This window comes from Saccharibacillus sp. O23 (genome assembly GCF_002205895.1).
In the GTDB taxonomy this organism is placed as follows: domain Bacteria; phylum Bacillota; class Bacilli; order Paenibacillales; family Paenibacillaceae; genus Saccharibacillus.
The window spans coordinates 14724-37278 of the sequence record NZ_NJDE01000023.1 but is presented as its reverse complement, the minus strand read 5'-3'; the positions used below and the strand labels follow the sequence as shown (position 1 = coordinate 37278).

General features: G+C 58.1%; 19 protein-coding genes. 18 read left to right on the top strand and 1 reads right to left on the bottom strand.

The window, feature by feature from the left end; translation table 11 throughout:
• Positions 1-4 precede the first annotated feature (4 nt).
• The 5 genes from ispE to CDO73_RS22100 all read left to right on the top strand — a co-directional run bounded on the left by ispE (position 5) and on the right by CDO73_RS22100 (position 5219).
• On the top strand, positions 5-859 hold the full coding sequence (gene ispE, locus CDO73_RS22120; protein WP_088490701.1) for a 4-(cytidine 5'-diphospho)-2-C-methyl-D-erythritol kinase: 855 nt from the start codon (positions 5-7) through the stop codon (positions 857-859).
• Between the two features lie 107 nt (positions 860-966).
• Positions 967-1815 carry a pur operon repressor gene (gene purR / locus CDO73_RS22115; RefSeq protein WP_088490700.1) on the top strand — a complete coding sequence of 283 codons (849 nt, stop codon included), beginning with the start codon at positions 967-969 and terminating at the stop codon, positions 1813-1815.
• A gap of 289 nt (positions 1816-2104) precedes the next feature.
• Entirely contained in the window at positions 2105-2401 is a 297-nt protein-coding gene (gene spoVG, locus CDO73_RS22110) for a septation regulator SpoVG (protein WP_087801430.1), read from the top strand.
• Between the two features lie 310 nt (positions 2402-2711).
• Positions 2712-4103, top strand: a complete 1392-nt coding sequence (glmU, locus tag CDO73_RS22105; RefSeq protein WP_179218792.1) for a bifunctional UDP-N-acetylglucosamine diphosphorylase/glucosamine-1-phosphate N-acetyltransferase GlmU — start codon at positions 2712-2714, stop codon at positions 4101-4103.
• A gap of 165 nt (positions 4104-4268) precedes the next feature.
• Complete coding sequence (locus CDO73_RS22100; RefSeq protein WP_088490698.1) at positions 4269-5219, top strand: ribose-phosphate diphosphokinase; 951 nt, start codon at positions 4269-4271, stop codon at positions 5217-5219.
• Between the two features lie 143 nt (positions 5220-5362).
• Here CDO73_RS22100 and CDO73_RS22095 read toward each other — a convergent pair whose 3' ends face one another.
• Positions 5363-5563 carry a hypothetical protein gene (locus tag CDO73_RS22095; RefSeq protein ID WP_088490697.1) on the bottom strand — a complete coding sequence of 67 codons (201 nt, stop codon included), beginning with the start codon at positions 5561-5563 and terminating at the stop codon, positions 5363-5365.
• Positions 5564-5699: 136 nt separating this feature from the next.
• Here CDO73_RS22095 and pth point away from each other — a divergent pair, with 136 nt between their 5' ends.
• From pth to ftsH, 13 genes are all read left to right on the top strand, one after another.
• Positions 5700-6260 carry an aminoacyl-tRNA hydrolase gene (gene pth / locus CDO73_RS22090; RefSeq protein ID WP_088490696.1) on the top strand — a complete coding sequence of 187 codons (561 nt, stop codon included), beginning with the start codon at positions 5700-5702 and terminating at the stop codon, positions 6258-6260.
• A 90-nt stretch (positions 6261-6350) separates the two neighbouring features.
• Positions 6351-9884: a transcription-repair coupling factor gene (gene mfd / locus CDO73_RS22085; protein WP_088490695.1), complete on the top strand. Its 3534-nt coding sequence runs from the start codon at positions 6351-6353 to the stop codon at positions 9882-9884.
• Positions 9865-10977, top strand: a complete 1113-nt coding sequence (locus CDO73_RS22080; RefSeq protein WP_088490694.1) for a peptidylprolyl isomerase — start codon at positions 9865-9867, stop codon at positions 10975-10977. The genes mfd and CDO73_RS22080 overlap by 20 nt, the downstream gene beginning before the upstream one ends.
• A 126-nt stretch (positions 10978-11103) precedes the next feature.
• Positions 11104-12927, top strand: a complete 1824-nt coding sequence (locus tag CDO73_RS22075; RefSeq protein ID WP_088490693.1) for a putative polysaccharide biosynthesis protein — start codon at positions 11104-11106, stop codon at positions 12925-12927.
• 193 nt (positions 12928-13120) lie between these two features.
• The gene (yabN, locus tag CDO73_RS22070) at positions 13121-14599 is read left to right on the top strand and encodes a bifunctional methyltransferase/pyrophosphohydrolase YabN (RefSeq protein WP_088490692.1); all 1479 of its coding nucleotides are present in this window, start codon (positions 13121-13123) and stop codon (positions 14597-14599) included.
• 284 nt (positions 14600-14883) lie between these two features.
• Positions 14884-15156 carry an HU family DNA-binding protein gene (locus CDO73_RS22065; RefSeq protein ID WP_088490691.1) on the top strand — a complete coding sequence of 91 codons (273 nt, stop codon included), beginning with the start codon at positions 14884-14886 and terminating at the stop codon, positions 15154-15156.
• Positions 15157-15158: 2 nt separating this feature from the next.
• Complete coding sequence (locus CDO73_RS22060; protein WP_088490690.1) at positions 15159-15437, top strand: RNA-binding S4 domain-containing protein; 279 nt, start codon at positions 15159-15161, stop codon at positions 15435-15437.
• Between the two features lie 304 nt (positions 15438-15741).
• Positions 15742-16131, top strand: a complete 390-nt coding sequence (locus tag CDO73_RS26560; RefSeq protein WP_143536169.1) for an FtsB family cell division protein — start codon at positions 15742-15744, stop codon at positions 16129-16131.
• Between the two features lie 126 nt (positions 16132-16257).
• Positions 16258-16803, top strand: a complete 546-nt coding sequence (locus CDO73_RS22050) for a S1 domain-containing RNA-binding protein (protein WP_088490689.1) — start codon at positions 16258-16260, stop codon at positions 16801-16803.
• 317 nt (positions 16804-17120) lie between these two features.
• Positions 17121-18059, top strand: coding sequence for a protein kinase domain-containing protein (locus CDO73_RS22045; protein ID WP_179218791.1), 939 nt, complete (start codon positions 17121-17123; stop codon positions 18057-18059).
• Between the two features lie 48 nt (positions 18060-18107).
• Positions 18108-19541 carry a tRNA lysidine(34) synthetase TilS gene (gene tilS, locus CDO73_RS22040; protein WP_088490687.1) on the top strand — a complete coding sequence of 478 codons (1434 nt, stop codon included), beginning with the start codon at positions 18108-18110 and terminating at the stop codon, positions 19539-19541.
• A gap of 56 nt (positions 19542-19597) precedes the next feature.
• Positions 19598-20137 carry a hypoxanthine phosphoribosyltransferase gene (hpt, locus tag CDO73_RS22035; protein WP_088490686.1) on the top strand — a complete coding sequence of 180 codons (540 nt, stop codon included), beginning with the start codon at positions 19598-19600 and terminating at the stop codon, positions 20135-20137.
• A gap of 234 nt (positions 20138-20371) precedes the next feature.
• The gene (ftsH, locus tag CDO73_RS22030) at positions 20372-22405 is read left to right on the top strand and encodes an ATP-dependent zinc metalloprotease FtsH (RefSeq protein ID WP_088490685.1); all 2034 of its coding nucleotides are present in this window, start codon (positions 20372-20374) and stop codon (positions 22403-22405) included.
• Positions 22406-22555 lie beyond the last annotated feature (150 nt).

Sequence of the window (22555 nt, the reverse complement as noted above, 5' to 3'; positions counted from 1 at the left end):
GAGCTTGTATATTTACGAAAAAGCGCCGGCGAAGATCAATCTGATGCTGGACGTTCTACATAAACGAAACGACGGATTCCACGAAGTCGAGATGGTCATGACGATGGTCGACTTGGCCGATCGGTTAACGTTAAGCGATCCGGGAACCGGCCGGATCTCCTTATCGACCCAGGCGGGCCATATTCCGCACGACGACAAGAATCTCGCGGTGCGCGCCGCCCGCCTGCTCAAGCAGCGCTGCGGCGTGACCCGCGGCGCGCATATCCGTCTGGAGAAGCGGATTCCGGTCGCGGCGGGCTTGGCCGGCGGAAGCAGCGACGCGGCCGCGGCGCTGCGCGGCCTGAACCGGTTATGGGAGCTTGGGCTGTCCACGGCCGAGCTGGAGGAATTGGGCGCGGAGATCGGCTCCGACGTGCCGTTCTGCGTGCGCGGAGGCACGGCCCTCGCGACCGGGCGGGGAGAGAAGCTGGAGAGCCTTCCGAATCCGCCGCGCTGCTGGGTGATTCTGGCGAAGCCGCCGATCAACGTGTCCACGGCGGACGTGTACGGCAATCTGCGGGCGGCGCAGATCGACGTTCATCCGTCGGCGTCCGGCATGAGAGACGCGCTGGAACGCGGCGCGTTCAAGGACGTGTGCGGCGGTCTGGGCAACGTGCTGGAAGACGTGACGTTGAAGCTGTACCCGCAGGTGGGGCGGCTGAAAGAAGTCATGCAGCGCCTCGGCGCGGACGGCGTGCTCATGTCCGGCAGCGGGCCGACGGTATTCGGGTTGGCGGCGAAAGAAGAGAAAGCCAAACGGATCTGCAACGGGCTGCGCGGGTTCTGCGAAGAAGTATACGCGGTGCGGACGCTGGAATAAGGGCTTTTTTGGGGATATTTTATAAAACATTCAAACACTCCTTGTACAAACCCGTACATAAGTGATATATTTTTTATAAAATATTCGGATTTAGCGAGGAAACCTTAGTGAAAAAATTAAAACGTAGTGCAAGATTGGTAGAGTTAACCCAGTTTCTGCTGGCCAGACCTCATTCCCTGATTCCGTTGACCACTTTCGCGGAACGGTACGGGGCGGCGAAGTCGTCGATCAGCGAAGACTTGGCGATCATCAAAGAAGTCTTCGAAGAAGAAGGCATGGGCGAGCTTCAGACGCTGGCAGGCGCCGCGGGCGGGGTCAAGTATATTCCGCGCGTATCGGACGAGAAAGCGCAAGGCATTATTCAAGAGATCTGCGCCAAGCTGGAAGAACCGGGACGCATCCTGCCCGGCGGATACCTGTATATGTCGGACCTGCTCGGACAGCCGCACCTGGTGAACGAGATCGGGGATATTTTCGCGACCATCTTCGGCGGCAAGAATATCGACGTCGTCATGACGGTCGAGACCAAAGGGATTCCGATCGCTTACGCGACGGGAGCCAAACTGAATCTGCCGGTGGTGCTGGTGCGCCGCGACCATCAGGTGACGGAAGGTTCGGCGGTCAGCATCAATTACGTCTCCGGTTCGCATAAGAGCATCCATACGATGACGCTGTCGCGGCGGGCGCTGAAGGAGAAGTCCCGCGTCTTGATCGTGGACGACTTCATGAAAGCGGGCGGAACCGTGCGCGGCATGATCGACCTGCTCGCCGAATTCGACGCGGAAGTGGCCGGCGTAGGCGTGCTGCTCGATTCCGGATCGGTGGATTCGGACGAACGGCAGGTCGAAGAGTACGTATCGCTCGCGACGCTCGAGACGGTCGATTCCAAGAATCGGACGGTCGGCGTGAAGCCGGGCAATTATTTCGATCGCAAAAAAACGCAGGCTTCGGTCTAACCGGCAAAAGGCATTCTCTTTTAGAGATATGCCTTTTTTTGCATATTTGAGCAGCTCCTTCATAATGAAGGTAAAAAAGCTTAAATGCCTTCTAAAATAATGAAACTTTAAGTAGGCTGAACCGTATTGAAAATGAGTTTCAACGAAAACCGACGTTATCTGTCGATTTCGTGAATAAAAGCAAAAACAATTCCGAAATTCCCGAATTTGTGCCCGCAAAAAGAAGGATTTTGGCCGCAGGTGTGGAATAATACACCAAGTCTTCTAACGATAAAGGTGGTGAACCTAGATGCAAATTACGGCTGTGAGACTCCGCCGCGTCAACTCCGAAGGTAGAATGAAGGCAATCGCTTCGATTACCATCGACGACGAGTTCGTCGTTCACGACATTCGGGTGATCGATGGCAATAACGGAATGTTTGTCGCTATGCCAAGCAAGCGTACACCGGACGGCGAGTTCCGGGATATCGCCCATCCGATCTCTTCCGGAACCCGAGAGAAGATCCAAGCCGCCGTTCTTGAAGAATACGAACGTGCCGGCGTGGAAGGCTCCGAAGTGGAAGAAGCGATCGAAGAAGGCGCGTAAGTCACACATAATCCAGCAGAACGGGGAGCCGACACGCGGTTCCCTTTTCTTTTTGCCGGGAATGCGATATATTCAGTAGGGTAGATTGTTATCCCTTGAAGGAAATCGGGACGATATTCGCATTTGTGCCGCATGCGGACGTTTTTCGCGGGCGGATGAATGACATAGACGCAGCAGAAGACGCAGAAATAAACGGTTCTAATAACCTTTCGTATGGATAAGGTTTTAAGGCCGAACCCATCATAACCGTCGCCTCCACAGGCAACGGTTATTTCCGGGTAAACGAAGAGGAGGCGGAGCATTGAAAAGGATGGCGATTGTTCTTGCCGCCGGCAAGGGCAAACGAATGAAGTCGAAGCTGTATAAGGTGCTGCATCCGGTATGCGGCAAACCGATGGTCGGGCATGTCGTGGATACGGTACGCCGAACGAACAGCGAGCGTACGGTGGTTATCGTCGGCCACGGCGCCGAAGACGTGAAGGCTTATCTGGGCGATCAGGCGGAATACGTGCTTCAAGAGCAGCAGCTCGGTACCGGCCATGCCGTACGTCAAGCGGAGGAACTTCTGGGTAAAGAAGAAGGGACGACGATTCTGATCTGCGGCGACACGCCGCTCGTGCGCGCGGAGACGATCGAAGCGATGATCGCGCTGCACGAAAGCGAAGGCGCGGCAGCCACGATTCTGACGGCGATTCCGGAAGACCCTACCGGTCTCGGACGCATCATCCGCGGCGAAGACGGCGGCGTGCTGCGAATCGTCGAACAGAAAGACTGCACGCCGGAAGAAGCGGCCGTGAAAGAGATCAATACGGGAACTTACTGCTTCGACAACCGCAAATTGTTCGACGCGCTGTCCAAAGTCACGAACGACAATGCTCAGGGCGAATATTACATCACGGACGTCGTCGGCATCCTGCGCGGCGAAGGCGAGAAAGTCGCCGCTTACGCGACGAACGACCTCACCGAATCGATCGGCGTCAACGACCGCGTCGTGCTGTCCCAAGCCGAAGCGGCCATGCGCGAGCGCATCGTTCGCGAGCATATGCTCGGCGGCGTGACCGTCATCGATCCGGCATCGACTTACATCGGCGCCGACGTCGTCATCGGTGCCGACACGGTGCTGTTGCCGGGTAACGTCCTTACGGGCCGCACGGTGATCGGCGAAGACTGCAAGATCGGGCCGAACTGCGAACTCGAGAACGCCGAGATCGGCGACGGCACGTCCGTTTCCCATTCCGTCGTGCGCGATTCCCGAGTCGGAGCGCATGTGTCGGTCGGACCGTTCGCGCATCTGCGTCCGGGAGCCAACTTGGCCGACGGCGTCAAAGTCGGCAATTTCGTCGAAGTGAAAAACGCCGATATCGGGCAGGACTCCAAAGTCTCCCACCTCAGCTATGTCGGCGACGCCAAAGTCGGCAGCCGCGTCAATATCGGCTGCGGCGCGATCACCGTCAACTACGACGGCTTCAACAAATCGTTGACCGAGATCGAAGACGACGCGTTCGTCGGAAGCAACGTCAACCTGATCGCTCCGGTTCATGTCGGCAAAGGCGCTTACGTCGTCGCCGGCTCCACGATCACCAAGCAGGTGCCGGAAGGCGATCTGGCGATCGGACGGGCACGTCAGGAGAACAAGCCGGGTTATGCCGACAAGATCAAAGCCCGCGCGAAAGCCAAAAAAGAAGCAAACCGAAGCAAATAACGAAAACGGAACGTTCGGCATAAGGCCGGAACGTTCCGTTTCGGTAATTCGACGACACGCAGGCCGATATCCGCATCATCTGTTCTTTGCCCGGCAAAGAACCGGGACGCAGGGCGCTCAGGGCGCGTCTGCTCACTAATGACCAGCACGGAGGGTTTACAAAACATGACTTATTGCGATTCAAAGCTGAAAATATTCACGTGCAATTCGAACCCTAAGCTGGCGAACCAAATCGCCGATTATATCGGGATTCCGATGGGGGAATCGCACACGACGAGCTTTAGCGACGGAGAGATCCAGGTCAAATTGTCCGAAAGCGTTCGCGGCAGCCACGTCTACATCATCCAGTCGACTTGCGCGCCCGTCAACGATAACCTGATGGAGCTGCTGGTCATGGTCGATGCGCTCAAACGCGCTTCCGCCAAAAGCATCAACGTCGTTATTCCGTATTACGGCTATGCGCGTCAAGACCGCAAAGCGCGTTCCCGGGATCCGATCACGGCCAAGCTGGTCGCCGATTTGATCGAGAAAGCCGGCGCTCACCGCGTCATCGCGATGGACCTGCACGCCATGCAGATTCAGGGCTTTTTCGATATTCCGGTCGATCATCTGCTCGGCGTGCCGATTCTGGCGCAATATTTCCGCTCGAAGCAGATCGAAAATCCGATCGTCGTCTCGCCGGACCACGGCGGCGTCGTGCGCGCGCGCAAATTGGCGGATCTGCTGAACGCTCCGCTGGCAATCATCGACAAGCGCCGTCCGGAACCGAACGTTAGCGAAGTCATGAACATTATCGGCAACATCGAAGGCAAAACGGCGATCCTCATCGACGACATCATCGATACGGCCGGCACGATCGTGCTCGGAGCCAACGCGTTGGTGGAAGGCGGAGCCAAAGAAGTCTTCGCCTGCTGCACGCACCCGGTCCTGTCGGGACCGGCGATGGATCGTCTGGAGAATTCGCCGCTTAAAGAAGTCATCGTGACCGACACGATTCCGATCACGCACCCGAATCCGACGAACAAGCTGAAAGTGCTGTCCGTTGCTCCGCTGCTGGGCGAAGCGATCATTCGCGTCCATGAAGAACTGTCGATCAGCAAGTTGTTCGAAATTTAGTACAGGGTCCCGCCGGACCGAGATACGCTTCCGGAAACGGCTCTTTACGATAAAGCTTGCCGCGGGTTACGCCTCCTTCCCGTAAGGAGCGTAACCCTTCTCGGCGTGAATCGTGCGGGCGTCTGCAAGCGAGGACAAGCGGTTCAATATCCGGGACGGGAAAGAAAAACGTAGCGTCCCCGATGATACAGCGCTTGCCCGATCTCGATAAAGCTTTCGTGAATTCCGGTTACCAGTCCGATGTCTACCGGCACATCTTGGTGATAGACTTCGACCGGTACTCCTGCGTTCATGTGGTCATGGAAATGGCGGTTGTCTTTGAGCACGGCTCCGAATTCGTACATGTCGTTTCTACAGCTCCTTTGCTGGACTGGCTGGCGTACCGACGCGAAATAAGAAGCGTCGAGCGTTTTATCCTTATATTGTAACAAAAATAAGCATCAGTACCATAACGATTGCAGGCGAGGAGTCTATCGAAAAATGAAATGGATCGTTGGGCTGGGCAATCCCGGCAAAAACTACGAGAAGACGCGCCATAACGTCGGTTTCATGGCTCTGGACCGTCTGGCGCAGAAGCACGGCATTTCGATTACGCAAAGCAAATGCAAAGCGCTGGTCGGCGAAGGTTTCGTCGGACGCGAGAAAGTCGTGCTGATCAAGCCGATGACGTTCATGAACTTGTCCGGCGAATCGGTGCGCGCGTATATGGATTACTACAAAGTCGAATTGAAAGACCTGATCGTCGTCTACGATGATCTGGACACCGAAGTCGGCCGTATTCGCCTGCGTTATCAAGGCAGCGCCGGCGGACATAACGGCATCAAGTCGATCATTCAGCACACCGGCACGCAGACGTTCGATCGCGTGCGCATGGGCATCTCCCGTCCGCAAGGCGGAATGGCCGTCGTGGATTACGTGCTGGCGCCGTTCGCCAAAGCCGAGCAGACGCTGTTGGACGAAATGATCGAGAAGACGTGCGACGCGCTCGAATACAGTCTGGACCATACGTTCGAACAAACGATGGCCCGGTTCAACGGATAAACAAAGGCCTCGTTCGCCGCGTGCCGCGGCGCGCGGCGGGGCCTTTATGTTGTATCCATTCATTCCACAAGCATAAGAGAGGTGCCCCCTTTGTTAAACGCGCTTATCAAGGAAGTAGCCCGTGACCACGACTTCGTCTCGATCAAAGATGCCGTTTCGGCAGGGATGAAGGAGCAGTTGGTCGCCGGACTGTCAGGCTCGGCGCGCCAGTTGATGATGGCGGGCCTGCATCAAGAGCTGGAACGTCCGCTGCTGATCGTGACTCATAATATTTTCTCCGCCCAGAAAATCGCGGATGATCTTCAGGAAGCGCTTCCCGAAGGAAGCGTCCTGTTCTACCCGGCCAACGAACTGGTCGCGGCCGAGTCCGCGATCTCGAGCCCCGAGACCGTCGCTCAACGAATCGAAGTGCTGACTCGCTGCGCCGAAGGATTCAAGGGCGTCTTGGTCGTGCCGTTCTCCGGCCTGCGCCGCTTCGTGCCGGACCCGGCGTCGATCCGCGAAGCTCAGTTCGCGATCGAAGAAGGCGGCACGCTGGATATGGAATCGTTCTTGACGCGAATGGTCGAGCTCGGCTACTCGCGCGTGGAACGCGTCGAGACGCGGGGCGAGATGAGCGTGCGCGGCGGCATCGTCGACTTTTTCCCGATGACGTCCGCGCTCGCTTACCGGATCGAACTGTTCGACGACGAAGTCGACTCGATCCGCACTTTCGATCCGAACGACCAACGTTCGATCGACAAAGTCAAAAGCGTCCGCATTCTGCCGAGCCGAGAATTGATCGCGAGCGGCGAACGGATGCGCAAAGCGGCCGATCTCACGGCCGTGCGCTTGGAGAAACAGCTCGAACGCATGACCGACCGCAAAGCCAAAGCCGCTTTGCAGCAGGAGATCGGACGGGAGATCGAGATGCTGCGCGAGCAGGTGCATTTCCCGGAGATGTACAAATACGTCTCGTTGATCTATCCGGAGAACCGCACGCTGTACGACTATATGCCGGAAAATACGCTGCTGCTGATGGACGAACCTTCGCGTTTGCTCGACACCGCGGCGCAGCTCGAACGCGACGAGGCCGAATGGAACCTGCATCTGCTTCAGAGCGGCAAAAGCCTGCCGGATCTGCCGCTGGCGCTGGAAGGCGACGAGTCGATCTATCATCGTCCGTTCCAGACGTTGTTCCTGTCGCTGTTCGTCCGCCAGATTCCGCGTACCCATCCGGGTCAGGTCGTCAATGTGGTCAGCCGGACCATGCAGGATTTCCACGGCCAGATGAACGTGCTCAAAGCCGAGATGGAACGCTGGAAAAAATCCAATATGCGGGTGATCATGCTGGCCGGCGACGACGAACGCGCCGAGCGGATTCGCCGCGTGCTGGACGATTACGAGATCGAAGCGCCGGAGATCATGAAAGGCCATCTCCAAGGCGGTTTCGAACTGCCGTCCGCGCATCTGATCGTCATCACCGAGAGCGAGCTGTTCGCGCAGAAGCAGCGCAAGATGCGCAAAGGCAGCAGCACCAAGCAGATCGACAACGCCGAACGGATCAAAAGCTACACCGAACTGAAAGTCGGCGATTACGTCGTGCACCAGAACCACGGGATCGGCAAGTATCTGGGCATCGGCACGCTCGAAGTCGCCGGCATCCATAAAGACTACATGCATATCATGTACGCGGGCGGAGATAAGCTGTCCGTGCCGATCGAGCAGATCGATCTGATCCAGAAATACGTCGGCGCCGAAGACAAAGAACCGAAAGTCTACAAGCTCGGCGGCAACGAATGGACCAGAGTCAAAACGAAAGTCCGCTCTTCCGTGCAGGATATCGCCGACGATCTGATCAAACTGTACGCGGAACGTCAAGCTTCGGCCGGTTACAGTTTCGACAAAGACACGCCGGAGCAGCACGAGTTCGAGAACACGTTCCCGTACGAAGAGACGCGCGACCAACTGCGGGCGATCGAAGAGATCAAGCAGGATATGGAAATGAGCCGTCCGATGGACCGCCTGCTGTGCGGAGACGTGGGCTACGGCAAAACGGAAGTCGCGATCCGCGCGGCGTTCAAAGCGGCGATCGAAGGCAAACAGGTCGCGATCCTCGTGCCGACGACCATCTTGGCGCAGCAGCACTACGAGACGTTCCGCGAACGTTTCGAAGGGTATCCGTTCAGCATCGGCGTTCTCAGCCGTTTTCGTTCGCGCAAAGAGCAGAACGAGACGATCAAAGGCGTCAAACAGGGAACGATCGATATCATCATCGGCACGCACCGCATCTTGTCGCAGGACCTCGTGTTCAAAGACCTCGGTCTCTTGATCGTCGACGAAGAACAGCGGTTCGGCGTGACGCATAAAGAGAAGCTCAAGCGCCTCAAGACCAACGTGGACGTGCTGACGCTGACGGCGACGCCGATTCCGCGCACGCTGCATATGTCCATGCTGGGCGTGCGCGATCTGTCGGTCATCGAGACGCCGCCGGAGAACCGTTTCCCGGTGCAGACTTACGTGGTCGAATACAGCCCGACGCTCGTGCGCGAAGCGATCGAACGGGAGCTTGCCCGAGGCGGTCAGGTCTATTATCTGTACAACCGGGTGCAGGGCATCCACGAAAAAGCGGCGGAGATCTCCGATCTCGTGCCGGACGCGCGCGTCAGCGTGGGTCACGGCCAGATGACGGAGCAGGAGCTGGAGCGCACCATTCTCGACTTCTTGGAAGGCGAATCGGACGTGCTCGTCAGCACCAGCATCATCGAGACCGGCGTGGACATTCCGAACGTCAATACGCTGATCGTGCACGACGCGGACAAGATGGGCCTGTCGCAGCTCTATCAGATGAGAGGCCGGGTCGGACGTTCCAACCGGATCGCGTATGCGTATTTCTCTTATCAAAAAGACAAGGTCTTGACCGAAGTCGCCGAGAAACGTCTGCAGTCGATCAAAGAGTTCACGGAGCTCGGCTCCGGCTTCAAGATCGCCATGCGCGACTTGTCGATCCGCGGCGCGGGCAACCTGCTCGGCGCGGAACAGTCGGGCTTCATCGCGTCGGTCGGTTTCGATCTCTATTCGCAGATGCTGGCCGAAGAAATCCAGAAACGCAAGATCTCGATGCTGGGCGAAGCGCCGGCGGACGACAAGAACTGGAGCACGATGATCGACCTGTCGATCGACGCTTACCTGCCGTCCGATTATATTTACGACAGCATCCAGAAGATCGAGATCTACAAGAAAGTGGCCGCGGCCACGACGTTCGAAGAAGTGCTCGAGCTCGAAGACGAGCTGCTCGACCGGTTCGGCGAACTGCCGGAAGCCGTCGTGCGCCTGATGCAGGTCGCCCGCTTCAAGATCTACGGACGGATGTACGGCATCGAGAGCATCGCGCGCAAAGGAGACGACTTTACCGTCGCTTTCCACGAGGGTCAGGAGAAAGCGGCCGACCCGGCCAAGCTCGCGGAGATTGGAAATCAGTTCGAAAGAAGTGTACAATTCAAACAGGGCACGCCGCTTGCGTTTACGATCCGGGGCAAGGGGATGCCGGAATCCGAGCGTCTCGAGACGCTGGAACGGGTTCTGGACGCCTTACAAGAAGCGTTCAAATCGAAGGGAGAACTTCATGATGCAGTCAAGTCATAAAAAATGGGGAAAACTGGCATCGCTCGGGGCGGTAGCGGTGTTGTCTTTCTCCGTACTCGCGGCCTGCGGCGATAAAGCCGACGATACCGCGAAAGTCAACGACGACAGCAAAGTATTGGCTACGTACGACGGGGGACAAATTACCGAGGAGCAGTTCAACAACGATCTGAATGTCTTCGGATTCCTTAGACCGGATTATGCCGCGTATAAGGAAGTCAGCGACTTCAAGAACTACATGCTCGATATCCAGATCGAATACGGATATCTGAACAACAAAGCGACGGCCGAGCAGAAAGAAGCCGGCACGAAGCAAGCCGAAGAGTGGATGAAGAAAAGCTTCGGCGACGCCGACCAAAAAGAGCAACTTCAAACGCTTATGGACGAAGCGGGCGTGACCGAAGCCCAAATTCGCGATTATATGGTGAAATCGTTCGTGGCGGCCGAGTATTACGAATCCGGCATCACGGACGCGGATATTCAGAAGAAATTCGACGAGAACAAAGAAACGTACCTGACGGCCAGCGTTCGTCACGTGCTGATCGGACTCAAAGACGCCGAAGGCAAAGAACGTACCGACGCCGAAGCGCTCAAACTGGCCAAAGAAGCCAAAGCCAAGATCGACGGCGGCGAAGATTTCGCGAAAGTCGCGGAAGAAATGTCGGAAGATCCGGGTTCGGCTTCGAACGGCGGCCTGTACGAAGACGCCGCGGTCAGCCAATGGGTAGAGCCGTTCAAGAAAGCGGCTATGGAACAGAAGATCGGCGTCGTCGGCGATCCGGTCAAAACGGATTACGGCTACCACGTCATCAAAGTCGAATCCAGAACGGATACGCTGACCGACGAAGTGAAAGAGAAGATCCGCAAAGAACTGGCTTCCGAGAAACTGAGCGCGTTCATGGAGAACGAGCTGGCGAAAGTCACGAAAAGCAAAGAAGAATTCGTGGACGAAGAAACGCCGGCTGCCGGAGACGCTTCGACGGACGGCGCGGTTACGGACGATGCCGACAAAGCGGCGACGCCGGATCAAGGCGCCGCGACCGACGAATCGGGCGAAGCCGGAACTTCGACGGAGACCAAGACGGACGGCAAATGAGGATTTTGCAGCATTATACGGTGCCTGCGCTCTCGTACAGGGGCGAGGCGAAGGCACCCTTCGAAATAGCGCGGGCATACGCGCTATTTTTTTGAGCCTGAAATCGGCGGGAAAGGAGGTCGCGGCATGAAAACGTCCAAGTCGTCGGGACTGCTCCGAGGCGCTTTTATTCTCGGAACGGCAGCTATTCTGTCCAAGCTGATCGGCACGATCCAGAAGATTCCGCTGCAAAATATCGGCGGAGACGGCGTATTCGGGATCTATACGACGGTGTATTCGTTCTATACGTTCTTGGCCGTGTTCGTGACGGCCGCGCTGCCCGCGGCCATCTCCAAATACGTGGCCGAGCGGACGGCGAACGCCGACGAACGCGGCACGCGCCGCGTGCTGCGGGCGGGCCTGCTGACGGCCTGCTCCGCGGGGCTCGTCATGGCGCTGGCGATGTGGCTGCTCGCGCCGATGCTCTCGCGCTGGATCGGCAGCGAACATACGCTGCTGCCGCTTCGGGCCGTGTCGCTCGCGCTGCTCGTCGTGCCGCCGATGGCCGCGATGCGCGGCTTCTTCCAAGGCATGCAGCAGGCGCTGCCGACGGCGATCTCGCAGGTGTCCGAGCAGATCATGCGGGTCGGCGTCATGGTGGCGCTGCTGTTGACTTTGAGCGCGGCCGGGGCTTCCGACGAGCGGATCGCCGCGGGCGCGGCGCTCGGATCGCTTGCGGGCGGCATCGCGGGGCTGAGCGTCATGCTGCTGTTCTGGCGGCGCTACGCGCGTTCGCGGGCCGGTAAGGCCGGCCTGGAGCCGGCGGCCGGCATGACGCGGCTGGAAGCGGCCGAAGCATCCGAGGCAGCCTTCGGGCGCGAACAAGCTTCCGGCGGATTCGACGCCGGGAATGCCCGAAGCGGCGGCGTTCTGGAGGCGCGCCCGGGCGAGAACGATCTTCGCGAAGGCGAAAGCGCCGATTCGGCTCGGCGATCGCAGGACGAAAGCCTGGACGGCGGTCCCCGCCGCTCCGCGTCGGGAACCCGCGGCTGGATCAAGCTGCTGCTGATCTACGCGGTTCCGGTATTCGTCGGTTCTCTTTCCCAGCCGCTGCTGGGGCTGGTCGATACGTTGACCGTGCCGCGGCTGCTTCAAGGCGCGGGTTGGGGCGATCTGGAGGCGATGGAGCAGTTCGGCATCTACAATCGCGGCATCCCGCTCGTCCAGCTCGTCTTCATGCTGGCGACCTCGCTGTCCACGCTTCTGCTGCCCGCGATCGCGGACGCCAAAGCGCGGGGCGAAGAAGCGCGGATCGCTTCGTCCGCGGGCATCGCGCTGCGCTGGCTGTGGCTGCTCGGCTTGACCGCTTCCGCCGGTCTCGCCGTATTGGCCGGACCGGTCAACGTCATGCTGTACGCCGACGCGCAGGGCACGGACGCGCTGCGCTGGACCGCGCTGTCCGCCGCGGGCGGCACGCTCGGCATCGTGTCCGCCGCGCTGCTGCAAGGCATGGGCGCCGTCCGCGCCCCCGCGCTGTTCCTGCTCGTCTCGGCCGCGCTGAAGCTGGCCCTCAATCTGCTGCTGGTGCCGCAGATGGGCATCTCCGGCGCCGCTTTGTCCGGCGCGATCTCGTACATGGTCGCCGCGCTGCTCGGCGTCCTGCTGCTCGCCCGGTTGACCGGGCTGCGCGGCGGCGCGCGCGCTGCGCTGCTTCAGCCCCTGCTGCTGGCGGGGCTGACGGCGCTGGCCGCTTATGCCGCCCGCCTGCTGTGCGGCGGGCTGCTCTCCGCCGCGGGACTGGGCGGCCGCGCGGGCGCGCTCTTGACGAGCGTCGCCGGCGTCGCCGCGGGCGTGCTCGCCTTCGCCGCCGCGCTGGTCTATACCCGCGCGGTATCGGACGCGGAGCTGTCCGCCCTGCCCGGCGGCGCGAGACTCGCCGCTCTGGCGCGGCGCCTTCGCCGCGAGAACTGAAGCGGCTTCGGGGGAGAAGCCTTCGCCGCCGCCGGGTTCGGCGACCCGGACAGGCCCGAAAGCGACCGATTTTGCCGGGTCCCGCTCTTTTTTTGCGTGCGGGAACGCTTGTGCGCATTTTGGATTCGCAATTCGCCGAAACCCGTGATATAGTGGTAAAATGCGAGGTGCAGCGGAAGGAGAGGGTAAGGCAATGAGTAGCGGTATTACGGTCGTCGGACTGGGTTCGGGCGACCCGGATCAACTGACGCTGGGCATATGGAAACTTCTTCAGGGCGAGAAGCGCGTATACGTGCGAACCAAGGAACATCCGGTGATGGACCGAATCGCCGAAGCGGGGATTTCGTTCGAATCGTTCGATTCGATCTACGAACAGAACGACTCGTTCGGCGACGTCTACGAGACGATCGCCCGTCGGGTCATCGAGCTGGGGAGCGCCGGCGAGCTGGTGTACGCCGTTCCCGGACATCCGATGGTCGCGGAGAAGACCGTGCTGCTGCTGCGCGAATACGCGCAGGAAGCGGGAATCCCGCTGAAGGTGCTGGGCGGGGAGAGTTTCCTCGACCAAGCTTTCGTTCGGCTGGGCTTCGATCCGATCGAAGGGTTCCAACTGTTGGACTCTTCCGACGTGACGGCGGAGCATATCCGTCCTTCCCTGCATACGCTGATCGGTCAGGTCTACGATTCGCTTACCGCTTCCGAGGTTAAACTCGGATTGATGGAAGTGTATCCTGACGATCATCCCGTCGTCGTGGGACATGCGCTCGGCGTGGAGGGCGAGGAGCAGATCCTGCGCGTTCCGCTGTTCGAGCTTGACCGGCTGGAAGGGTACGGCAATCTTTCGCTGGTCTACATACCCCGAAGCGACGACGACTCGCTGCGTTCGGGAAGTTTCGCCAGATTGCACGAGATCGTCGGGATCCTGCGCAGTCCGGGCGGCTGTCCGTGGGACATCGAGCAGACGCATGCTTCGCTTCGCAAGAATCTGATCGAAGAGACTTACGAAGTGCTGGAGACGATCGACGAAGACGATCCGGACCACATGCGCGAAGAACTGGGCGATCTGCTGCTGCAAGTCATGCTCCATTCCCGAATGGAAGAAGAAGTCGGCACGTTCACCGTGTACGACGTCATTCGCGGGCTGAACGAGAAACTGTTGTTCCGCCATCCGCACGTCTTCGGCGACGAAGCGGCCGGAAACGCCGAAGAAGCGCTCAAGAACTGGGACGCCATGAAAGCCGAGGAGAAGAAGCGCAAAGGCCTCTCCGAAGCGGAAGCTTCGCAGCTCGACGGCGTGCCGAAAGATCTGCCGGCTCTGATGAAAGCTTACAAACTTCAGAAGAAGGCGGCCAAAGTCGGATTCGACTGGGAAGAGATCTCCAGCGTGTTCGCCAAGATCGAAGAAGAACTGGGCGAACTGAAGCAGGGATTGGCCGAGGGGGCCGATTCCGAATCGTTGAAGCTGGAACTGGGCGATTTGTTGTTCTCCGCGGTCAACGCCGCGCGCTTCCTCGATATCGATCCGGAAGAAGCGCTGTCTCTGGTCAACCTCAAGTTCAGACGCCGATTCGGTTATATCGAAGACCGGCTGCGCGAACAAGGCCGATCGCCTCGGGAGAGCACGCTCGAAGAGATGGACGCGCTTTGGAACGAAGCCAAAACCGCGGAGTGACAAAATTTTCAAAGCGGCCGATCGCCCAACAGGAATCCGGACCGATATCCAGAATATGAGGGATAAGGGACGGCGTTAGGCGAACGGCCGAGCGAAACGGGCAGCGGAATCGACAGCGTGCCGATGCCGTCGAGTCAAGCCTCTGCCGATTCGGCAAGTCGACGAACGGATAATCGCGGCAGCAAGGGATATCCCCGTGCTCCGCTTATCATTATTATTGAGCGCTCTGTTCCCTGCGGGGAGCGGGAAGACGCGACCTTAAAATCCTGGGAGGAATGAAACCAATGAATAAAACAGAACTGATCAACAGCATCTCGGAAAAAAGCGGCGTAGGCAAAAAAGAAGTCGAAGCGGTACTGAACGGCTTCATGGACGGCGTGAGCGAAGCTCTGGCTGCCGGCGACAAAGTTCAACTGATCGGTTTCGGCACGTTCGAAACTCGCAAGCGCGCAGGCCGCACGGGCCGCAACCCGCAAACGGGCGAGCCGATCACGATTCCGGAATCGAGCGTTCCTGCTTTCAAAGCGGGCAACAAACTCAAAGACGCGGTTAAGTAATTATGCGTGTCGATAAATTCCTGAAAGTGTCCAGGCTGATCAAGCGGCGTACCGTGGCGAAGGACGTGTCCGAACAAGGGCGCGTGCTGATCAACGGCCGCGAGGCCAAGCCCAGCGCTTCGGTGAAAATCGGCGATGAAATTACCGTGCAGTTCGGCCAGAAGCTCGTCACCGTTCGCGTCGAACGCATTGCCGATACGACCCGCAAGGACGAAGCCGCAGGCATGTATACCGTCGTGAAAGAAGAGCCGATTCCTCGCGAAGAGGGATTCGACTTCTGATCTCGCAAACCAAGGCGTTTTTGCTTCGGCAAAAACGTCTTTTTGCTTTACGATTTTCGATTTTTCCGCGTCAGCCGCGACTTTTTTGTGTTAATGTTTAAGATAGGTCGAGGAGTTAGGCAGTAAAGACTATTGACCGGATTTTTGTCGAAAAATTATAGTTCCGGCGCTCTATCCAGCATGCCTGCTTACATACCGATAAAGATAATGGAGCCGTGCGCCGATTTTCTTTTTCCCGAAAACGCAGCGGCTCGCAGCCGTAATCATACATAACAGCCGGTCTGATCCGGTGAAGGAGGGTTCCATGAGAGCGACTTCCGCAGCAAAACAAACTCACAAACAACAGACTGAACGAAAACAGCAGGCCCGGACCGAGGTCCGTCGTACGTCTTCGAATCGGCAGCAGAGCGGGAAAAAGCGCCTGCGCTTATGGGCCGTCTTGATGCTCGTGCTGTTCGTTTGGGGCGGGTATACATGGATCGGCCAATCGACCGCCATCGCGAACAAATCTTCGCAGCTCGAAGCCAGCCAGGGCGTCAAAGCCGAAACCCAAGCCAAACTGAGCGACGTGCAAGCGGAAATCAAACGTCTGCAAGATCCGGAATATGTCTCGGAAATCGCACGCAAAGAATACAATATGTATAAACCGGAAGAGATCCCGATCAAGGTGACCGGAGAAGGCGGAGGAGAGTAGTTTTTCCCCGGTTTCATGCGGTTTTGTTTGTTGACCGGCGTTAACGCTTCCGTTATAATCAAATCACCGCAGGCCGGAATTTGACAGATCCGGCTGTATATTTTTAAGGGAGGATCATTTTATTCTATGGCAATTGAAGTGGGCACCAAATTAGAGGGCAAAGTGACAGGCATCACGCATTTTGGAGCATTTGTGGATTTGTCCGGAGGTGTCACGGGTCTCGTTCACATCTCGGAGATCGCCGACAACTACGTAAAAGACGTGAATGACCACCTGAAGATCGGCGATGTCGTGACGGTTAAAGTCATTAACGTAGACAAGGATGGCAAGATTGGCTTGTCCATCAAGCAAACCGTGGACAGACCGGCTGGCTCTGCGCCTGCACCATCTTCTCGTCCGCCTAGACAAGATCGTGGCCCAAGTGGTGGCGGTAGCGGAGAACGCTTCAGCGGCGGTGGCGGCGGTGGATTTAACCGTGATCGCGGCCCAAGCGGCGGCAGACCTTCGAGACCTCCTGGCGGTAAACCTGGATTCGGTAGCAAGCCCGCGTTCGGTAAGCCTTCGTTCGATGATAAATTGACTCGTTTCCTTAAGGACAGCGAAGAAAGAATTTCTTCCATCAAGAAAAACACGGAATCCAAACGCGGAGGCCGTGGCGCCAAAAGATCGTAATTTAAACCGGAACCCGGCGAGTTCGTCCGAATTTGCTGTCCGTTTGATGCTTATAATTGCGAATACCGCGAACGGCCTTGCCGTTCGCGGTTTTTTGCCGTGTTTTTTCGGCGGATTCAGCGAATTTCCGTGCTTTTCCGATAAAAAGAAAGGAGATCTTCGCCGACTTCGTTTCGGCGGGATGTCGGGCTGGAAACGTTATGGTACACTGGATGCGAATAGCGGAAATGACAACGTTTATCCCCGCGAAAGCAGCGGCAAGCGGGGATGCGGGCAAATCGATCCGCCGGAATCGCACCCGAAGGGAGGGATGCCGAGTGGCTGCACCAGATCTGCCGGGATTTACGCCGGGAACGGTCGTGACCGGGGCGTCCCAGGGCGGACAATATACGATTCAATCGCTGATCGGCCGCGGCGCCAACGGCAACGTCTATTTGGTTCGAACGGCGAGCGGTCAGCAGGCGGCGCTGAAAGCGGGCCCGGAGAAGCCGGAATTGAAAGAGGAAGTCGAAGTGCTGGCGGAATTAAGAAAGCGGGAGTTGGAAAGCGGCATTCAGCGTTCGTTCCTGCTGGATGCCGACCGATTCAAAGCGGACGGGCGAGCGGTTCCTTTTTACGTGATGAAGTTTGTACGGGGCGTACCGATCGACGCTTATATCCGCAAATACGGGTATCGCCAGATCGCCGCCGCGGGACTCGGACTGTTGGAACGTCTGTCCGGCTTGCACCGGGCAGGATTCATCTTCGGAGACCTTAAGCCGTGCCATGTGTTGGTGGAAGAGAGCGGTTCGGTAGAACTGGTCGATTACGGCGGAGCGAGCCGAATCGGCAGCGGCGTCAAGCAGTACAGCGGCTGGTACGACCGGAAATACTGGAATGCGGGGACGCGTACGGCCGATCCCGGTTATGATTTGTTCGCTTTCGCCGTGCTTTGTCTGCATGTCTTCGACGAGCAGGGGCTTAGGCGGCTGGACGCCGCTCTGCTGCCGCAGACGCGCGGAGCGGAAGATCTCGTGCAGCTCGCCGGGCGGATTCCCGCTTTGCAGCCGTTCGAGCCGTGGCTTCGGCGCGCGCTGCGCGGCGGCTTCGGCAGCTCGCGCGAAGCTTACGCGCAGTGGAAAGCGCTCGGCCGGGCATATCCGGCAGCCGGACACGGCAGCAGAAGAGCGAGAAAAGCCTCGAGGATGCTGACCGCCGCGTTCTGCGCTTCGCTGCTGCTGCTCGGCGCCGTCGTCTATGCCGCGCTGTCGCTGTAAGCGAAAGTACGCCCGGAGACGGGCGGCAGTCATAATGGAGGCTAGTCAATGAACGATGTCGATGGATTGATGAACGGAATGCAAGAAGAAGCCGACCAATACGCGATGTGGGCGGAAGGCGAGACGATCGTAGCGGCCGTGTCCGGAGGACCCGACTCGATGGCGCTGCTCCATCTGCTGCATAAGCTGTCGCTCAAGCAGGAGCTGCGTCTGATCTGCGCGCATGTCAACCACGGCCTGCGGCCCGAAGAGTCGGCGGGAGAAGCCGAATACGTGCGTGCCGCCGCGGAGCGGCTCGGAATTCCGTTCGAATTGGGCGAACCCGACGTGATCGGCTACAAGAAGCGGCACGGGCTCGGCACGCAGGCGGCCGCGCGCGAGCTGCGCTATCGTTTTTTGATCGAAGTCGCCCGGCGTCGCGGCGCTGCTTCGATCGCTCTGGCGCATCATGCCGACGATCAGGCGGAGACGGTTCTGCTGCATCTGCTTCGCGGAAGCGGCTCGGGCGGGTTGTCCGGCATGCGCCGGGTACGCGAACAGGAAGGCGCGCGGTTGGTGAGACCGCTGCTGCGTTTTTCGAAAGAGAAGCTGGTTTCTTTTTGCGACCGGGAAGGCATTCGGTATGTCGTCGACAGCAGCAATGCCCACACGGATTACGCGCGCAACCGGCTTCGGCTGGAGACGCTGCCCGAACTGCAAACCTATAACGGACGTTTGGTCGAGGCCTTGAACCGTTTGGCCGATACGCTCGCTTCGGAGGACGATTATCTTCGGGAACAGACCGATCTGGCTTTCGGGAAATGCTGTTCGTCCGATGAACGAGGTACCGAGCTTGATACGGCGGCCTTTGCGGCGCTCCCGTTCGCTTTACAACGCAGGCTCGTTAAATTAATATTAAATTACCTGTCGGAACCGGGAGCGGAAACCGATTTTGCTAAGGTGGAACAAATCCGCCGAAAGCTGCTCTCTCCGGAAGATTCGACTTGGACGCTGGACCTCGGATACGGCCGGACCTGTACGCGCGAATATACTCGTGCGTTTTTCCGTCTTGGCAGACCTGAACCGGCGTTCTTACGAGCCGAAACGTTCGACAGGCAGCCGGGCATCCGAACTTTGCGGTTCGGAGAAAGTCTCGGGATGATTTTCAGGGAAGAGCAGGGAATTCCGGATTCGAGCGCGCTTAAGGCTCTGGACCGGGAGGAAGCCGCCTTCGACGCGGATCGTCTCGACTACCCGTTAACCGTTCGTTCGCGCCTTCCGGGAGACCGGATCGAGCTTCCGCGCGGAGCCGGCACGAAGAAAGTCAAAGATCTGCTGATCGACGAAAAAATCGCTCCGTCCGAGCGCGGCCTCATTCCGGTCGTATGCGACGCGCGGGGACAAGTTCTCTGGATCGCGGGCCTGCGTCGCTCCGATCATGCATGGGTGGACGCCCGGAGCGATAAGATTCTATATATTCGGATAGATCGGGCTCTTTGTTGACGGTTTTGGGTTATTAAGATAGAAGAACATTCAGAATTGTAGGAGGGGCAAGCACGTTGCAAAACGACATTCAAGAAGTGCTGATCAGCGAGGAAGAACTGCAAAACAAGATTAAGGAATTGGGCGAGGTGCTGAGCGCCGAATACGAAGGCCGCGATCCGCTCGTCATCTGCGTGCTCAAAGGCGCGTTCATCTTCATGGCGGACTTGGTCAAACGCATCACGGTGCCGATCGAACTGGATTTCATGGCGGTATCGAGCTACGGGGCGGCCACGAAATCTTCGGGCGTCGTCAAGATCATCAAAGACTTGGACAACACGGTGGAAGGTCGGGACGTATTGATCGTGGAAGACATCATCGACAGCGGCTTGACGCTCAGTCATCTGATCGAGCTGCTGAAGAACCGCAATGCCAAGAGCGTGAAGGTTGTCACGCTGTTCGACAAACCTTCGGGCCGTTCGGTCGACATGGAAGCCGATTATACCGGATTCGTGCTGCCGGACGCTTTCGTCGTCGGTTACGGATTGGACTATGCCGAGCATTACCGCAACCTGCCGTATATCGGCGTGCTTAAGCCGGAAGTGTACACGAACTGATTCGGCGGCCGGACTCCGAACGGGCTTTCTGCCCGGGCGGAAAAGCCGGACCGTTCGGGCGGGACCGAAGCCGGATTTTCGGCCGGACGATCCCGCGATTGTTTCCTTCGGGAAAAGATTGCTGTCCGATCGCGAACTCGACCTCGAACATGCCTGATGCTGCGGGGTTCCGAATTTGTGATGTGCGAACCGACTATGTTAAAATAACTTCAGTGTCTTGAGAGGAGGTTGGGGATGAATCGGTTCATCCGGAATTCTGGCTTTTATTTAATTCTTTTTCTTGTCGTGGTAGGCATTATTCAATTCTTGAACGGCGGCCGGGATACGGCCCAAGCTCCAAGATACGACGAACTGGTCCAGCAGGTTGAAGCGAATAACGTGGAGAAAGCCACGTTCCAATTCGACAACTATGCGTATTTGGTGACCGGTACGTATAAGGACCCCGTAGAAAAAGACGGTCCCAAAACGTTCTCGACGTATATTCCTTCCACCGAACAGGTGGTTAACGATCTTACGGCTCAAATGAAGCAAAACGGGGTGCAGGTCTCGTGGAAACCGATGCAGGGAACCAGCATCTGGGTCACGCTGCTGACTTCGTTCATTCCGCTCATTCTGATGTTCGTCTTGTTCTTCTTCCTCTTTAACCAAGCCCAAGGCGGCGGCGGTAAAGTGATGAACTTCGGCAAAAGCCGCGCGCGGCTCTATAACGAAGAGAAGAAGAAAGTCACCTTCAACGACGTTGCGGGTGCCGACGAAGAGAAGCAAGAGCTGGTCGAAGTCGTGGAATTCCTCAAAGATCCGCGCAAATTCGCGGCGCTGGGCGCACGGATTCCGAAAGGCGTCCTGCTCGTAGGCCCTCCGGGTACCGGTAAAACCTTGCTGGCCCGCGCGGTAGCCGGCGAAGCGGGCGTAGCCTTCTTCAGCATCTCCGGTTCCGACTTCGTCGAAATGTTCGTCGGCGTCGGCGCATCCCGGGTTCGCGACTTGTTCGAGAACGCGAAGAAGAATTCGCCTTGTATCATCTTCATCGACGAAATCGACGCCGTCGGTCGTCAACGGGGCGCGGGCCTCGGCGGCGGACACGACGAACGCGAGCAGACGCTCAACCAATTGCTCGTCGAGATGGACGGCTTCGGCGAAAACGAAGGCATTATCATCATCGCGGCGACCAACCGCGCGGATATTCTCGACCCGGCCCTGCTGCGCCCGGGACGCTTCGACCGTCAGATTACGGTCGACCGTCCGGACGTCAAGGGACGCGAAGCGGTGCTGCACGTTCACGCGCGCAACAAGCCGCTGACCAAAGACGTTCAGCTCGACAAGATCGCGAAGCGCACGACCGGCTTCTCCGGAGCGGATCTTCAGAACCTGCTGAACGAAGCGGCTCTGATCGCGGCTCGCCGCGACCGCAAAGATATCTCGATGAAAGAAATCGACGAAGCGATCGACCGCGTCATCGTCGGTACCGAGAAGAAGAGCCGCGTCATCAGCGAACGCGAGAAACGCATCGTGGCTTACCACGAAGCGGGTCACACGATCGTCGGCTACTTCCTCGAACATGCCGATATGGTGCATAAGGTTACGATCATTCCGCGCGGACGCGCGGGCGGATACGTCATCATGCTGCCGAAGGAAGACCGCATGCTCGTCACCAAGCAGGAACTGCTCGACCGCGTAACCGGCCTCTTGGGCGGACGCGTATCCGAGGAACTGTTTATCGGCGAGATCGGCACCGGCGCTTACAGCGACTTCCAACAAGCGACCGGCATCGTGCGCAGCATGATCATGGAATACGGCATGAGCGAGAAGCTCGGTCCGATGCAGTTCGGTACCGGTCAAGGCCAAGTCTTCTTGGGACGCGACCTCGGACACGAGCCGAATTACAGCGATGCCGTAGCGCACGAGATCGATCAGGAAATGCAGCGCTTCATCAACGAATCGTACGAGAGAGCCCGTCAGGTTCTTACCGATCACGCCAAAGAAGTGCATCTGATCGCCAATACGCTGCTTGAAGTCGAGACGCTGGAGATCGATCAGATCCGCAACCTGATCGAATACGGTTCGCTCGAAGCTCCGGCCGGCGGCAAGACGAACGCGCCGGAAGGCGAAGGTTCCGAACCGGCTTCCGAGCCGACGTTCGACAGCATCGGCCAAACGAACGTGCGTCTGGACGAGTCCGATCCTGTGGATCTCGGCAAAGACGGCGATATCCCGAACGATCCGATGAGCAAGCGCGGAGATTCCGGCGGCGGAACGACTCAATCCTAAACGGATTGAAGCTCGCGCCCCGAGATCGTCGGACCACCTCTTCTCAAGCTAATGAGTTGACCGCATTTTAAGCGGTCAGCGTGCTGGTTTGTTCGACACGGTCGAGACCGGAAAACGATTTTTCGTTTTCCGGTCTTTTGTTATAAGCAA

Excerpts from the sequence above, each read along its gene's own strand:
- spoVG (WP_087801430.1), top strand. The coding sequence starts at position 2,105 with ATGCAAATTACGGCTGTGAGACTCCGCCGCGTCAACTCCGAAGGTAGA.
- glmU (WP_179218792.1), top strand. The coding sequence starts at position 2,712 with ATGGCGATTGTTCTTGCCGCCGGCAAGGGCAAACGAATGAAGTCGAAG.
- CDO73_RS22100 (WP_088490698.1), top strand. The coding sequence starts at position 4,269 with ATGACTTATTGCGATTCAAAGCTGAAAATATTCACGTGCAATTCGAAC.
- CDO73_RS22095 (WP_088490697.1), bottom strand. The coding sequence starts at position 5,563 with ATGTACGAATTCGGAGCCGTGCTCAAAGACAACCGCCATTTCCATGAC.
- pth (WP_088490696.1), top strand. The coding sequence starts at position 5,700 with ATGAAATGGATCGTTGGGCTGGGCAATCCCGGCAAAAACTACGAGAAG.
- CDO73_RS22080 (WP_088490694.1), top strand. The coding sequence starts at position 9,865 with ATGATGCAGTCAAGTCATAAAAAATGGGGAAAACTGGCATCGCTCGGG.
- CDO73_RS22075 (WP_088490693.1), top strand. The coding sequence starts at position 11,104 with ATGAAAACGTCCAAGTCGTCGGGACTGCTCCGAGGCGCTTTTATTCTC.
- yabN (WP_088490692.1), top strand. The coding sequence starts at position 13,121 with ATGAGTAGCGGTATTACGGTCGTCGGACTGGGTTCGGGCGACCCGGAT.
- CDO73_RS22065 (WP_088490691.1), top strand. The coding sequence starts at position 14,884 with ATGAATAAAACAGAACTGATCAACAGCATCTCGGAAAAAAGCGGCGTA.
- CDO73_RS22060 (WP_088490690.1), top strand. The coding sequence starts at position 15,159 with ATGCGTGTCGATAAATTCCTGAAAGTGTCCAGGCTGATCAAGCGGCGT.
- CDO73_RS26560 (WP_143536169.1), top strand. The coding sequence starts at position 15,742 with ATGAGAGCGACTTCCGCAGCAAAACAAACTCACAAACAACAGACTGAA.
- CDO73_RS22050 (WP_088490689.1), top strand. The coding sequence starts at position 16,258 with ATGGCAATTGAAGTGGGCACCAAATTAGAGGGCAAAGTGACAGGCATC.
- tilS (WP_088490687.1), top strand. The coding sequence starts at position 18,108 with ATGAACGATGTCGATGGATTGATGAACGGAATGCAAGAAGAAGCCGAC.
- ftsH (WP_088490685.1), top strand. The coding sequence starts at position 20,372 with ATGAATCGGTTCATCCGGAATTCTGGCTTTTATTTAATTCTTTTTCTT.